Annotated in this window: 13 protein-coding genes; 10 read left to right on the top strand and 3 right to left on the bottom strand. The window is 59.4% G+C overall.

The features are described 5' to 3' along the window. The first annotated feature begins 87 nt into the window (after positions 1–87). From GGR38_RS20070 to GGR38_RS20050, 5 genes are all read left to right on the top strand, one after another. Entirely contained in the window at positions 88–567 is a 480-nt protein-coding gene (locus GGR38_RS20070) for an Lrp/AsnC family transcriptional regulator (RefSeq protein ID WP_183628097.1), read from the top strand. A 160-nt stretch (positions 568–727) separates the two neighbouring features. Next, the gene (locus GGR38_RS20065) at positions 728–1,219 is read left to right on the top strand and encodes a hypothetical protein (RefSeq protein ID WP_183628095.1); all 492 of its coding nucleotides are present in this window, start codon (positions 728–730) and stop codon (positions 1,217–1,219) included. 651 nt (positions 1,220–1,870) lie between these two features. Continuing rightward, positions 1,871–2,032, top strand: coding sequence for a hypothetical protein (locus GGR38_RS20060; protein WP_183628094.1), 162 nt, complete (start codon positions 1,871–1,873; stop codon positions 2,030–2,032). Positions 2,033–2,315: 283 nt separating this feature from the next. Continuing rightward, positions 2,316–3,482 carry an acyltransferase family protein gene (locus tag GGR38_RS20055; protein ID WP_183628092.1) on the top strand — a complete coding sequence of 389 codons (1,167 nt, stop codon included), beginning with the start codon at positions 2,316–2,318 and terminating at the stop codon, positions 3,480–3,482. A gap of 529 nt (positions 3,483–4,011) precedes the next feature. Continuing rightward, positions 4,012–4,326 (top strand): hypothetical protein, encoded by a 315-nt coding sequence (locus tag GGR38_RS20050; RefSeq protein WP_183628090.1) that lies wholly within the window; start codon positions 4,012–4,014, stop codon positions 4,324–4,326. A 394-nt stretch (positions 4,327–4,720) separates the two neighbouring features. Here GGR38_RS20050 and GGR38_RS20045 read toward each other — a convergent pair whose 3' ends face one another. After that, positions 4,721–5,107 carry a helix-turn-helix domain-containing protein gene (locus GGR38_RS20045; RefSeq protein WP_246405086.1) on the bottom strand — a complete coding sequence of 129 codons (387 nt, stop codon included), beginning with the start codon at positions 5,105–5,107 and terminating at the stop codon, positions 4,721–4,723. A 405-nt stretch (positions 5,108–5,512) separates the two neighbouring features. Here GGR38_RS20045 and GGR38_RS20040 point away from each other — a divergent pair, with 405 nt between their 5' ends. The 5 genes from GGR38_RS20040 to GGR38_RS20020 all read left to right on the top strand — a co-directional run bounded on the left by GGR38_RS20040 (position 5,513) and on the right by GGR38_RS20020 (position 9,342). Further along, positions 5,513–5,920, top strand: a complete 408-nt coding sequence (locus GGR38_RS20040; protein WP_183628088.1) for a transcriptional regulator — start codon at positions 5,513–5,515, stop codon at positions 5,918–5,920. Between the two features lie 10 nt (positions 5,921–5,930). Continuing rightward, the gene (locus GGR38_RS20035) at positions 5,931–6,554 is read left to right on the top strand and encodes a GntR family transcriptional regulator (RefSeq protein ID WP_183628086.1); all 624 of its coding nucleotides are present in this window, start codon (positions 5,931–5,933) and stop codon (positions 6,552–6,554) included. Positions 6,555–6,719: 165 nt separating this feature from the next. Continuing rightward, positions 6,720–6,851, top strand: coding sequence for a benenodin family lasso peptide (locus tag GGR38_RS20030; RefSeq protein ID WP_183628084.1), 132 nt, complete (start codon positions 6,720–6,722; stop codon positions 6,849–6,851). Between the two features lie 59 nt (positions 6,852–6,910). Then, positions 6,911–7,573 carry a lasso peptide biosynthesis B2 protein gene (locus GGR38_RS20025; RefSeq protein ID WP_183628082.1) on the top strand — a complete coding sequence of 221 codons (663 nt, stop codon included), beginning with the start codon at positions 6,911–6,913 and terminating at the stop codon, positions 7,571–7,573. After that, positions 7,570–9,342: an asparagine synthase-related protein gene (locus tag GGR38_RS20020; protein ID WP_183628080.1), complete on the top strand. Its 1,773-nt coding sequence runs from the start codon at positions 7,570–7,572 to the stop codon at positions 9,340–9,342. The genes GGR38_RS20025 and GGR38_RS20020 overlap by 4 nt, the downstream gene beginning before the upstream one ends. On the opposite strand, the gene GGR38_RS20015 is transcribed toward GGR38_RS20020, so the two are convergent. Together GGR38_RS20015 and GGR38_RS20010 are read right to left on the bottom strand one after the other, a co-directional pair. Beyond that, a complete protein-coding gene (locus tag GGR38_RS20015; RefSeq protein WP_183628079.1) occupies positions 9,232–11,427 on the bottom strand; it encodes an Atxe2 family lasso peptide isopeptidase in 2,196 nt (731 codons plus the stop codon). The two genes, GGR38_RS20020 and GGR38_RS20015, sit on opposite strands and share 111 nt — an antisense overlap. A gap of 71 nt (positions 11,428–11,498) precedes the next feature. Beyond that, on the bottom strand, positions 11,499–14,054 hold the full coding sequence (locus GGR38_RS20010; protein WP_183628071.1) for a TonB-dependent receptor: 2,556 nt from the start codon (positions 14,052–14,054) through the stop codon (positions 11,499–11,501). Positions 14,055–14,095: the final 41 nt, after the last annotated feature.

Genomic DNA, 14,095 nt, shown 5'->3' with positions numbered 1-14,095 from the left:
TTATGTGTGGAATTTACGCTCGATCATTCGACGATTGTGCTAACCATGGTCTTAATACGCAAGATTTGACGACAAAGGCGTGCAAGCATGTCATTTATCATGGACGCTATCGACCGCGCCATCCTGCGCATCCTGCGCCAGGACGCCCGCAAGCCCAATTCCGAGATTGCCCAAACGGTCGGCCTGTCGCCCTCGGCCTGTCTGCGCCGCATCCGGTTGATGGAGAGCAATGGCGTCATTCAGGGTTATACGGTCATCACCGGCGGCGAGGGCGATGGCGAACAGGCGGTCGATGTCGTCGTGCAGGTGACGCTGGACCGCCAGAGCGAGGATTATCTGATGCGCTTTGAGGCCGCCGTGCGCCAATGCCCGGAAGTGCGCGAATGCTTCCTGATGACCGGCGATGTTGACTACTGGCTGCGCATCCGCACCGAGAGTGTGCGGGCCTATGAGGCGATCCATGGCGAAATTCTCTCGCGGCTGCCGGGAGTGCGGCGTATCAGTTCGAGCATTTCGATGCGCGATGCCATGCGCCCGCGCCGGTCAAAACCGGGCAGGCGGGTGTGACCGCCGGCCGATGCAATTGACGTGCCTGGCGATCATACGCGACATGCCTCTACAGCGAAGCATCAGCCAGGCGGATCATTGCGGGAGAACCGAAAATCACAGCTTGCAGGCAGATGTAAAAAATTCATATAAAGCATGGAAATTGATTTGGGACTCAGAAATGATCCGCTCAACAAAGCTGTTTCGTGCCGTTGCTTCAGGCTCACTTTTTGCGCTCGTCGCAGGCTGCGGATCGGATGATATTCCGGCGCCGTCGGCCACCGAGGCGGGCGCGGAAAGCAGTTATAATACCACAGGAAATTTTTCCTGCCATGCGGGCAAGCCTTCGCATGAGGCCCAGATCACGCAGTCTGTAAATGTTGCTCCAGGTGCAACGGCACAGATTACGGTACAAGGGCCGCCTGGCCTGCCGGAATCGCTCAATCCTGCGCGAATTTATGCATATTGCACCGTTGATGGTCACGCTTGTGTCGGCACATCCTGCGCCGGCAAGCCGCCGGTCGATTTCATCGGCAAGAACGGAAAGGGGCCGACCTGGGAAAGCATTCGCTCCATTGATGGCAACAACCAGATCTCTTTTACCGCGATGGCCCATAATGGGGATAGTGAAGCCCATGATGTGACGCTTATGATTGACGTTCCGGTAAACTGACGGGCGGGCAAGCGGTCCTGACATAGTTTGTGGTGCAGTGGCTCGTTCTGCGTTGCCTCGGGTGCGGGGCTGGCATCAAAGGCCGGGATTTGCCGTAAACGTCGGCGTCCCCGCCCTGGCGGATATCCCGAGGAACCCGTCGAAATGCTGCGATATGAGATTGAAGAGGCGCTGACCGAAGCTTTTGGAACGGGAAGCGGCAGGTAGGAGCTATCTTGGAGACCTCCCATCGGCTATTCGATCCTTATGAAGCAGATGGTCGATGCAGAATTGATGGAGCAGGTGGTTGTCGCGATGCGGGAGGCCGCGCGGCTAAATAGGCGTGATAGTCCGTATACTGAACTTGAGGCCATGGCGTGTGCTGCCATCCGGATCATCATGCAGTCTCGGTGAAGATTTCCGGTCCCGCACGCATGGTTCTTGGGGCATGGCTTACGGTCGGGGTTTTGACTCTTGCCATGCTGATCGCCGCACCGCGCTGAAACAGAGCACAGGTGCTGATATTATCGTTGACATTGAAGAGGTTTATGCAACCCTCCTGGTGTCAGGTTAGGCCCCAACTTGGCGGGGCGGTGGCCATGTCCTGAACTTGTCACTGCCCCTTATTGCCATCCCTTATTGTGATTCTGACATTGAGCGGAAGGAACCGCCATGAACCGACTGCGAATTGCCGGGCAATATGTGATCGCTTTTTGTGTCGTTGCCCTGTGTATGACCGTTGTTGCAACGGTCGGTCTGGCGCTGTTCAGCCTGTTGCCGGGTGATCCGAAATCGGGCATCGCGGGCATCTTAAATGCTTTCCACATCGGCTAAACTCTCTGTCGCGATTTTCCAAGGAATATTGGTTCTTCGCCGTTTTCAGGCTTTGCTGGAAATGGCTGATACCCTCGGCGAAATCCCACATTTTTGACGGCTGGCAGGATCCAAGTTGACGGAGGGTCGCAACCTGTTGGATGCTGACCAATCGGAAGGTCATTCGCTGACAGACCCAAGCGGGCCGGCTTGTCTTTCCTCATGCACGTGAATTCCTGAGCGCCGGGCTTCCGGCCTCAGTCCGCTTGAAAGAATGTTCGACTGGCGTGGCAGCAGGGGCGACATGGACCAAAAAGATCATTTCATTGCATTGGATGGCATGCGCGGCATTGCCGCGATTGCGGTAATGGTCTTCCATTACATGTCCGATTTTTCCATGCTGGGATGGTCGCGGCCGGATTCCTTGGCTACGCCTTTCAAATGCGCGCCCTTGGCAGTCGACTTCTTCTTCATGCTCAGCGGCTTCGTTCTGTCTGCGGCCTATACTCCCGGCTTGCTGCGAGATGCGAAATGGGGCGGTTTTTTCCGCAAAAGGCTGCTCCGCCTTTATCCCATGTATGCCATCGGGATGGCGTTTGGAATGATCGCGCTGATCCTTTCGCTTCATCTCCGCCCGGTCGATGCCGGTCCCGTGTCTGGCTGGGGCGATGTTGCAGCAAGCCTCGCGCTGAGCCTTGCAATGGTCCCCGATTACATCGGCCATTATGGACTGATTTTAGGATCCACATCTCTGGAGGGGGCGGCTTTCCCTCTGAATCCTCCGGGGTGGACCTTGTTTTACGAACTTATTGCCAGCCTTATGCTGGTGGCCTTGGTCAGGAAGTCCGACCGGGTTCTCGTGGGGATGGTGGCGGGCTCCTTGTTCGTGATGCTGGCCGCGACCCCGTTCACGGCGATTGTCTTCCATCAGCGGGGGCATACATTTTTTTTCTCAGGGGGCGCTCGTCCTGATCTCTGGTTGGGGCTTTCGCGCGTGGTCACAGGTTTTGTAACAGGGGTGCTGCTGTGGCGCCTTCGATCGGCAAACAAGCTTCAATTCGCGCCTTTCACATGGCGCATAAGGCCGGTCACCGCCTACACAATGCTGATGGCCAGTTTCGCGCTTCCCAGCACGCTGAAGGGAGCATGGCCTCTCGCCTTTCTGACGTTTGTTGGCCCTGTATTCCTGGTGTGGGGAGCCAATATCCGGTTCCGACCGGGGCTGGGCAGAGACATTTCCGCAGCGTTGGGTTGGATTTCATTCCCGCTTTACTGCGTTCATTATCCGGTGGGGCAAATTGCCTGGCTGATTTGCAATCGGCTTGGCTTATCGGTGTGGATCGCATTCGCATCGGCGATCGTGCTTTCGCTGGCTCTGGGCGCGATAACAGCTCGCTTCATTGAGGAACCTGTACGCAGGAGGCTTGCCGGGCGTTTATATCACCGTGAGCCGGCTGTAACGGTGCATTGATACTTGAGCTCTTGCGGTCGTCCGGTAGCTGATGTCTCCGCCGCACCGGCCTTAGGGATTGCGGGGCGCGACCATTTTTTCGGTACGATAATACTGATCGTTTCTCTGCTCGATGTCCAATTTTTGCAGAAGTCACCATTATGGCGATGACAGTAACGGAAATTTGGACTTCATTGTGGCGAACAGCTTTGAAAGCTATTGACCTTGCGTCTTCCGAGTTTAAGGAGGGTAGTGCTGAATTCTACCCGATTTCAGCGGGGCGGCTCTTCTTTCTGGGAAGTCATCAGCCGCCCCTTATTCCCCCAAGGTCCCCTTCTCCCGCTATAATTACGACATCGGCGCCCTGTGGGAGGTGGCCGTCAATTATTGGAGGTGAGCTTGGGCATTAGTGATCGCGAGCCGCAAATTGGATCAATCAGCGCATGATCAGCGTCATTTGGGGCGTCGCCGAAGTGGCCGATAGATCAATCCATAGCCCCCATTCCGGAAAGCTGTCGACAATCATGCTGCAGTGCGACAAGCTTCGCCTATGAATTTCCCCCAATCTTATGAAGAGACAATCGGATGGATTGTCAGTCTCTGCCCGGAGCCTGATAAATTCGCTCACACCTATGCGGGCATCACCATCTGGCTTCTGTCGGCATCTCTGACCAGAAAGTCGCTCAAATCATGGCTTCCCGTCTTGGTGACGGCCCTATTTGAGGGAGCGAACGAATACGTTGATCGGGTGGCGAATGGCTCCTGGCGATGGCATGATACATTGGGTGATGTGGCAGCAACCCTTTTTTGGCCGTTTGTGATCACGTTTTTGTTGCGGCGATCCCTTATAAAAACCAGCGGTTAGCCCGTAAAATTTACGTGGGCATCGCGAATGTGACGTAGCATCAGGATTTGACATATGATTTGGCTGGCTTGCACCGACCACCGTCATTTTTGGAGAGTCAGATCCGCAATGGATGACCTATGCTGCCATTGAGCGGTTTGTCATCTTGTTACCAGGTTTAATGGCGTCATGCTTTCCTCCGATGACGCCCTTGCGCTGTTGCGCGAGGGCGAGCAGCGGCGATCATATCGCGTCCTGCATCAAGAGGATCCGCGCGCGCCTGACCGCATCCCCCCACAGCCTGGCTGGCATGATCCGTTTCTGGCTGATGATGATCGCGGCGGGTTATGAGGCGGGCCTTGATAGACGAAAATCGTTCCATACCCGGGCGTGTTCCCGTGCGCCGGCTGGCGGTTCAATCGATCAAGGTTGCTCCAAACTGGCAACTCGGATGAATTTTTACGGGCCAGGTCATCGCCTTCGGTCCTTTGCGCTGGAGAATCGAGAGTGGCCGCAACGCCGGCCTGCCTGGCCGCTTCTTGTCACGTTCCCAATCGGAAACGAGGTTCTTCGGGACATTGAGGTAACGTGCAAATACCGTCTGAGAGACGTGCTGCGCCTCGCGGATGGCCTTGATCTCATCGGGCTGCAGCGGCGCTGCAGGAGTCAGACACGCCTCATCAAACCGGCGCAATGTCAGCTTGTCAATGCTGCCCGCCCCGCGTAGCCCTTCCATCATTTCATGGATGGCTGCCAGGGCTTCGTTCTTATACGTACTGGTATGCCTCCAGAACATCGTCATTCACCTGGAATAATTGATCTGGTTCTACTTCCGCATCATTTTGCGCCACTTTGGGGCAAGCCGACGCGCCGGCGTAATTCTCAATGGGTCAGGCTTTTGAATCGGAAGGAGATCTTCTTCCCTGACATTAACGCGCAAAGACGGCATTGCCGATGCTGGCCATCGGTGGAGGCGTGGTTGAGCGGATCAGGTCCGTGACCATGGAATATCGCAGCGGATAGTGTGCTATTGTGATCGACGGCAGGCAGGACTGCAGGCATTGCAACGGCGCGTATCACGAACAGAAACAATAAAATTACTCTCGTGCTTGCGATAAGTTGCTGGTTGACCAATTAATTTTTATGCACCAGCTTGGCGTCGGGCGATGCATTCTGGACTTTGGGCCGCTGTCAGGGAGACCTGCAGATGGTGCTTCGGATGTCTTATAGAAGCGACGGTGACATTTTCTCCGAGATCAAGTCGCTGTCGGGCAGGCTGATCGAACGCCGACGCCGCAGGGACAGTGTTACCCAGCGCCATCTGGCGCAGGCGGTGGAGCGCAGCGAGCGCTGGCTTCGGGAAATCGAAGGCGGCTCGCCCCATTCAATGATCGAGGATCATGTGCGCTGTGCCCATTCGCTGGGCATGACGACGCCTCACCTGTTTATTCCAATATTGGCGAGCGAGCATAAGATGATGATACCGCGCGAATTGTTGATGCAGGACGATCTGTGGGACCTCGAGCATGAACTGCTCGAGGTGGTAGAACGGTTTAATGCTGCGGTCATGGCTCGGCAAACGCGGCGATCCGGCCACCCCGACGGCCTGCTGTAGGCCCGGTGCGATGATGGCTCCCGAACCTGTTGCTGCCGAGCGGGCGTATCAATTGCTCAAGAAAGACATCATCTGCGGTCGTTTCATGCCCGGCAGCACGGTGATCGAGCGGGTGATGGCCGGCGAATATGGTGTGTCGGTCTCACCCCTGCGCGATGGGGCGCAGCGTTTGGTCGGCGAAGGGATGCTCGAAATAGCCGGGGGCGGAGGTTACTGCGTTCCACCCATGCCTGCCGAGGCGCTGCATGATCTTTATGCCTGGCACAGCCACCTTATTCGCCTCGTGATCAAATCCGCGCTCCTGAAGCTGGGAAGTTCGGCACCGGTCGATCCGCTGCCAACAGGTGCTTCCGACACAGACGTCGCCGAAGCCGCCACCGAACTGTTCCATGTCTTTGCGCGCAGCGTCGGCAACCTGGAATTTGCCCGCGCGCTTCATGCCGCCAATGACCGCCTCCACCCTGTACGACTCCGCGAAGGGCGCGTGCTCACCAATCTTGCCGGCGAATTGAGCGCGGTGATGATGACCACTGTCCATGGTTCAGGTCCGGACCGTTTCGAGGTGCTGTGGGCCTATCACCGGCGGCGTCTGCGCCGGGTGAACCGGATCGCGGTGGCCCTGCTTATGGCATGATTCCTGAGCTTTGCCATATGCTTGGGTTACTGGGGAATATCGCAACCGTGCACTGGCCGCCGGAGTGGTTGCGCAAGTGAGATCTTATAAGATCGTCGATCTTCGCGGCCCGCCTCTATTCTGCTGACGGCTGCAATCAGGCAGCCAATCTCGATGGAGGTAATGATGGAACGGATGAACGAACAGCAGAGCGATCTGATCGATCTGGGTGAAGCGACCAGCGAAACCCGGGGCGCGCAGGGCAATGGTCTGGACTCGGTCGGCCAGCAGATCGCCGGCGGCGGTCTGACCGACTGAACCTGAAAGTGCAATCCGGCGGGGCCGCCCCTGCCGGATTGTTTTATGAAGGAGATCCCATGGCGTTCGCTTTAAAACCCGGCATCCATTGCTGCCTGCGCGATGACACGCCCGTCTTTCTCGACCTTACCGCCAATCGCTATTTCCAACTGGGCGAGGAGGCGGAGCATGCCTTTCTCGCTCTGGTCCAGGGCGTGCCGATGGCTCAGAATCATACTGCCTGTCTGCGGCGGCTGCAGGCCGACGGCTTGCTGGAACAGGTTTCGGGGGAGGCTGAGAACGCTGCCTCCCTGCTTACCCAGCATGATTGCCCCACTCACGAAATCTTAGGGAAGCCCGGCGTGACCGCGCTGGCGCTGCTGCCGCTTGTCCTGCCCATGCTGCTGGTAACAAGGCTCCGGCTGCGCCTGTTTCCCAAGTCAGTCCTGTACAGAGCCGGTAAGCGGCGCCTTCGTCTCTATTCTTCACACCCAATGGCAAGCATTGCTTCGTTTGCAGCCGCCTTCGATCTTGCCGGTCTGTTTCTCTCCCGCGCGGATCGCTGTCTGGAGCGCTCGTTGGTCATGCGCGACCTGCTTGGGCTTGCCGGACACCGCGTCGATTTGGTGCTGGGCGTCGCCACGCGCCCGTTCGGCGCTCATTGCTGGGTCCAGCAAGGTGACGGGCTGATCGGCGACAGCATTGAGCGGGTTTCCTTCTTTCAGCCGATTGCCGTGCTGTGAGACAGGAAGATTTCCTTTTGCTCGTTTCTCGCCAAGGTGACGAGGCTGGTCTTGACGAAGGTCGCCTGCAGCAGATCGAGCGGCACAGCGGCCTGTCGCTCACCCAGCGCTGGCCGAGGGCCGCCTTGTTTTGCCGCGACACGAACACCGTGCTGTCCAACGACCAGAACGGTGCCTTTCTTGGGAGACCACGGCATGGAGGCGAGCCGCCCTTTCATGCCGTCACGCCCGCTATGGCGACCGGAATGTTGGGAGCGTGGGACGGAAGCGGACTTTCCAGAAAGCTGTGGGGCGATTTCATCGCCATCCGCGTCGATCGCCGGCAGTCAGGCTCTTTCAGCCTCCACCGATCCGCGATGGGCCATCTACCCTGCTATTACCGGATGTCTCGATCAGGTGAGTTGGTCGTCTGTTCACTGGTCCGCGATGGGCTGGCAGTCATTGGCGAGCGTCCGAGCGTGGACTGGGGGCAAGTCGCAAACCACCTCGCCCGGCAGCAATTGCGTCTCGATGCCACCTGCATTGAGGGCTTTCATGAACTGGCCGGGGGCTGCGAACTGGTGATTGAGCAGGGCCGGATGCCGGCGATAAAACGCCGCTGGAATCCGTGGACCTTCGCTTGTCCCAATGTCTGGATCGCCAGCGAGGATGAAGCGGCATCCCGCCTCCGCAACGTGATCGAAGGGGTTATCGCCGCTCAGGCATCGCGCCATAACCATCTGCTGCTGGGGCTTTCGGGTGGACTTGATTCCTCGATTGTGGCAGCGGGGCTCCAGGCCTGCGGGGCGAGATTTTCGGCGATCAACCTCGTCACCTCCGATCCCACTGGTGACGAGCGCGACTATGCCGCAATCGCCTCGCAGGCCACCGGAGCCGATCTTCACCTCGCTCCGGAAAGCGAGGCGCTGGTCGACTGGCGCCGCTCTGATGCCGCTCATCTGCCAAGGCCGGTCGCTTCCTCCTTTACCCAATCGGCGGACCGTCAGCATCAGCATCTCGCTCGCCGCCTCGGTGCAAGCGGCTACGCGACGGGCGGAGGCGGCGATCACATCTTCTGTTATACCCAGTCCTCGACACCGCTGCTCGATAGTCTCAGGCATTACGGTCCGGGGAGGAGGGCGCTGCGCACCTCTATTGATATTGCCAGAAGCGCCGACGTATCTTTGGCCAATGTGTGGCAGGCCGCTTTGCGCCGCAGTCTGCGCCTTTCCAATAGCTATCGTTGGGAGGCCGATGTCTCCTATCTTGCCGGTGAGATCGCTGGAATTGTGGCGAAGGCCCCCCGGCATGGCTGGGGCGATGCGCCGCATGAGATTCCTCCCGGCAAGGCGATGCATGTCGCATGGCTCCAGCATGCGCAGAACCATATGGAAGGCTATGGGCGCGAGCAGGATCTGCCGATGGAATGGCCTTTGCTGGCCCAGCCCGTGGTCGAACTGTGCCTGCGCATCCCAAGCTGGATGTGGATTGCGGGCGGGCAAAATCGGGCAATCGCGCGACGGGCTTTTCGGGGCGCTTTGCCCGACACTTTGCTTGATCGCCGCTCCAAAGGGTCGCCGGAATCGGTGCTGATCCGGACTTATCAGGCAAGCCGGAGCGCCATACTTGACACTCTACGGTCCGGGCATCTGGCAGGACATGGTCTGCTGGACATCGCGTCATTGCGGATGATCCCCGCGCGGGAGGCCGCTTTTCGCTCGGTCGATTACCGGCGCATCATGACCCTGCTCGATGTGGAGGTCTGGCTGCAAAGCTGGCTGGATGTCTGAGTCAGGCACGCGTCCAGCTTCGCGCGCCAGCTTGTCCCAGCGTTCATAGACATCTGAAGCGAGCTCCGGATCATGAAGGCCCCTCAGCCAATAGTCGAACCACGCCAGATTGCGCCGATAGATCGCGGCGCGATGAGCCGCTTGCGTTTTGAGATGATACTCGCCGGGGAAACTGTAGAGTTCGAGCGGCCAGCGATGGTTGCGCAAGACCGTGTAGGTTTCCAGACCGAGCATATATTCGTGATCGGCAAGCTGCATCAGCAGGGGGACTTTGGGCAGGTCTGGATTGAAAGCGAGCGAGGTCGCTTTCCAATGGGCCTTCCCCTCATTGTCAAAGGGCGGATCATAGAGCGGAAAGCCCATCCTCGCGCGTTCCTCGATCAGTGCCGGTCCGCCATAGACCATCATCTGGCTGTCTGAGCCCATTGAACTTAGAGCCGCAGCAGAAAACAGCCGCGAATGGATCAGCGCGAACTGCACTGTAGCCGCCCCATCGCTGAGACCCGTAATGCCGATGCGGGAAGGGTCGGCAATGCCGCGATCAATCACCATCTGCACACCGGTTGTGAGCGAAGAGAGGACATTTGTGCGCTCATGCGCGGCGTGGACGTTGTCCCGCTCAGCTTCCTTCCATGTCGTCCAGCCACGGTCACCAAGACGCAGATAAAAGGGCGGCGGGTTCTCGACGCTAAGCACCGCATAGCCGCGCGCGGCAAAGAGCTGGATCGGATATTCATCGCCCACCCCGCCGCGTAGAAACCCCCGCGTGCGATATTGCACGACAATCAGCGGCAAACGCCGTCCTTGTTCGTAGGAGGGCGGCAGGACCAGATCGCCGAAACTCTCGACCCCATCTGCCCCACGCCACTGCAAGCGCTCAACCTTGCCCAGCCGGACCCCGGCAAATTGCGGGTTAGGGTCGAAAATCACCCTTTCCCTGCCGGTACGCGTATCAAAAGCAACGATTCGGCGCGGTTCGGTGGATGTCTCGCGGGCGCAGAGGAGAAGTCTCCCCGAGATCTGGCAACCGACAAGCAGGTTCTCGGTGCTGAAAACGGTCTCGGCGCGGAGCGCGCCGGGACGCCAGCGCATCAGGCTTGTCTGGCTGTTGCCTTGCCCCGAGCGGCGCATGAACAGCACGTCCTTGCCCGATGCCGACCACCACAGGCCGAACAGGCTGTTCATTTCATCGCCTGTGCATGGCGTGTCGGGGCAGCGCCAGGCCTTGCCGCCCCGCTCGGCCCAGAGCGAGATCGGCGCCATCCAGCGCTTCATGTCATCCTTGACCGTCCATGCGCCGGCGCCGCTCCCGCTTTTGGCACGCAACAGGCGAAAGGCCGTGGTGTCGGCAGCGGGCAGAGGGATCAGCTTTTCCCGCTCCTTCGCGCTGGCTGGACGTAGCCGGCGCGAAGGCAAGGACAGGGCAAAGCCCGCATAGACAGGATCTTCTGCCAGGGCAGGAGTGCTGGAATTGAAAGGGACCATGCGCCGGTCATAGAGGAAGCCCGATTGCCCCTCCTTTGTCATCGCGTCCCTTGCCGCATTGAGCGAAGGCCGGGTTGCGAAAAGGACCGAGGCACCATCATCCGACCAGGCAACCAGTTCGACGTCATCAGGCATATGGGTCAGCTGCTCGGCCCCGCCGCCATCGCTGCGCGCGATCCAGAGCTGAGTGGAAGCCTTTTCCCGCCGCAGATAGGCGATCCACCTTCCATCGGGCGAATATTGCGGGCGATTGACCGAAGGGTAGCCGTAATCGCCGGCAATGCCTCTGATGTTGAGGAGATCATAGATTGGCTCCCCGCCGGAATCGAGGATCAGCGCCTTGCCCTTGCCGTCGAGCGGAATGCTGACAAGTGTCCGACATTCCGAATTGTTCTGCGGATCGCCGCGGGTGAGGAAGAAGGCCATCCTGCTGCCATCGGGTGAGATGGCGCTGAAAACTTCCTGCGAGGGGCGCCAGCGCGGGCCGATGTCGCGCAGGCCAAGCAGGTCGTCGGGACGAATATCCCGATGACCTGCCGCTGCCTGTTCCGGCATGCTCAGCATGTCGGAACAGGTGGGGCTTTCCCGTACATCCGGCATGGTCGCCCCATGCGCGCAGCTGATCGCCATGGCGTAGCCCAAACCGGCCAAGAGGACTTGAGGGCGCAACCTTACCATTGCCGCGACACCGTCAGACCGACCACCCGGCCAAAAGGCGTGTAATTGGTGGAATCGTAAGGCGTCTCATAGGTGAGACCGCTGATCGGGGTCGGCTCGGCGTTGAGCGCATTGGTGACCGAGAGCGCGAAGGTCATGCCATGCAGAGGGCCATGGGCATTTTTCGGCGACCAGGTGGCCGCCAGATCCCAGGTCATCATTGCCCCGATCCGTGCAGTTCGGGTCGTACGGGTATCGTTGAGCCCGCCCGTGTAATTCAATGACGTCGAGAGCGTGAGATCGGGCTGGGCCCAGATCAGCCCGCCATTGGCGCGGACATGGGGCGGATTGAACAAGGTGCCCGCCAGCGTGGTGGTCGGCTGCAAATCGCTCAGTTTCTGGATACTGTGGAGATAGCTGCCCCGCAGATTGAAGGTCAGCGAACGGTCTCCGTCGAAACTGTGCCTGTAGCGCGCCGTGGCATCGACGCCGTAGATCTTCTGGCTCGAGGCATTGGTGCTGTTGTCATGGACGATGGCCACGACATCGGCCGGGTCGTAGGTCCGGCCCAGCGCATTGGAGAAAGCCCCGGCATTGGCGAGAACTGCAGTCTTGGCCGCATCGGATGGATTGAGGTCGACCAGATCGGCATAGATCGGGTTGCTTAGCGATTGTGTGAGATAGGTGATCGGCGCGACGATACGATCACGGTAGAAGACCCGGAAAAAGCTTACTTCGAGCTGCGCGCCTTCGAGCGCGCGCGGATGCAGCGCTGCTGTTGCGCTCCAGGTTTCCGCGCGCTCGGGCTTTAGGTTGGGATTGCCGCCGGTGAGCAGCAGGACCGAGGCGGTGCCGGGGTAGCCGCTTCCTCCGGCATTCGAAGCCCCCCATGCGGTGACGCCCAGACTGTTATATTGCTGGAAAAGCGTCGGCGCCTTGAAAGAGCGCCCCCAACTGCCCTTGATGTCGAGATCGGGCGAGGGAGCATAGATCAGCCCGAGCCTGGGTGTGACCACTTTGCCGACGCCGGGGTAATTGTCATAGCGCAGCGCAGCCGAGAAATTGAGGCGGTCGATGCCCGTTACGCCCATGTCGGACGAGACCAGCGGGAGGCTGAGTTCGCCGTAGGCATAGTAATCCTGCTGCGAGACAGCGATGTTCTGCGCATTGCCAAGGGTGCGGTAGGCATGGAAGAAATTGGTGCGCAGACCCCCGCCCAGCGCGACCCGTGCTTCGCCGCCCGGCAAATTCAGCAGCGCGCCATCGGCGGAAATCTCGACCGAATTGGCCTCATTGCAGTAGCAGCCATAGGTCGGATAGGTGTTGACACCTCCTGAAAAGCTGCTCCCCCGGTAATGCGATTGATCGAGCCCATAAGTGCCGCTCAGCGTGAATTTCCAGGCGCCGAGGCGGTATTTGAGCGATGGCGCCACGGTGAAACTGTCGCTGTCATTGGCAAAGTCGCCGCCGCTCGTCAGCACATTGCCCGCACTTGTGAGCGCATAGGCCATGTAGCTCCAGCGTTTGCTGTAAAGCGCGTCGGCAGAGAATTCGAGATTGGAGGCGAGTGAGGTGTGGCCGCTCAGCACCAGCGAGTGATGCTTGAGGCCGGGATAGAGGGTCAGGCCGGGCGACCTTGTCGCGGCATAGGAGCGGTCCGAGGCTTTGATCGCGTCGCTCTGGCCATATTCATAGCCCAGGATAAAGCCGCCCGAGGACCATTGGCTGCCGGTGACCAGATTATATTGCTGCTGCACCCCGCCGCCGCCGGTCGGCAGCCCGACATGGGCCGACGTGATCAGACCCTTCATGTCGCGCTTGAGCACGATATTGGCAACCCCTGCCACGGCGTCCGAACCATAGAGCGCCGAGGCACCGTCGGCGACGATCTCGATGCGGTCGATCATGCCGAGGGGCAGCGTGGAAATGTCAATGCTCTGGAGCGAGGCATTGTAGGACAGGCGCTGCCCGTTGAGCAGGGTAAGCGTGGCATCGCCGCCCAGCCCGCGCAGATTGAGTCCGGTGCCCGCTCCGATATAGGAGCCGCTGCCTTGCGGCACATTGCGGCCGATACCGGCGCTCTGGCCGCCATTGAAATTCTGCGGAATGTCGCGGATCGCCTCGCCCATCGTGGTCTTGTTCTGCGCGAGAAGTTCACTCTGCGAAAGCGTGATGACCGGTGAGGTCGGCGGCGCTCCGCGAATGCGCGAGCCGGTCACGATAATGCCATCGTCGTCGCCTTCGGCCCGGCCAGAGCGGCTCTTGCGGATGAAGATGCTGCCCTGACGGATCTCGATTTCGAGGCCGCTGTGGGCAAGGATCGCGTGTACCGCTTCCTGTGCCGAATAGGTGCCATCCAGCGCCGGGGCGGTGAGATGGCGGACGTCGGCAGGCTGGAACAGGATTTCGGTATCGGTGGCCTTGCCGATTGCGAGCAGCGAGGCGGCCATATCCTGCCTGGGCAGGTGCAGAGGACTCTTGCTGTCATTGCCGCATTGCGCGGGCTGGCTGACGGCCATTGCCAGAACCGATGCCGCGATGAGAATGTGCGAACGCTTCAAATACCTCATGAAAGCCCCCTTTGCAGCGCGATTGGCGGGCTGCTGAAAGG

It is taken from the genome of Novosphingobium sediminicola, assembly GCF_014196525.1.
Classification (GTDB): Bacteria; Pseudomonadota; Alphaproteobacteria; order Sphingomonadales; family Sphingomonadaceae; genus Novosphingobium; species Novosphingobium sediminicola.
The sequence above is the reverse complement of the archived record's forward strand: the minus strand, read 5'-3'. Positions and strand labels throughout refer to the sequence as shown.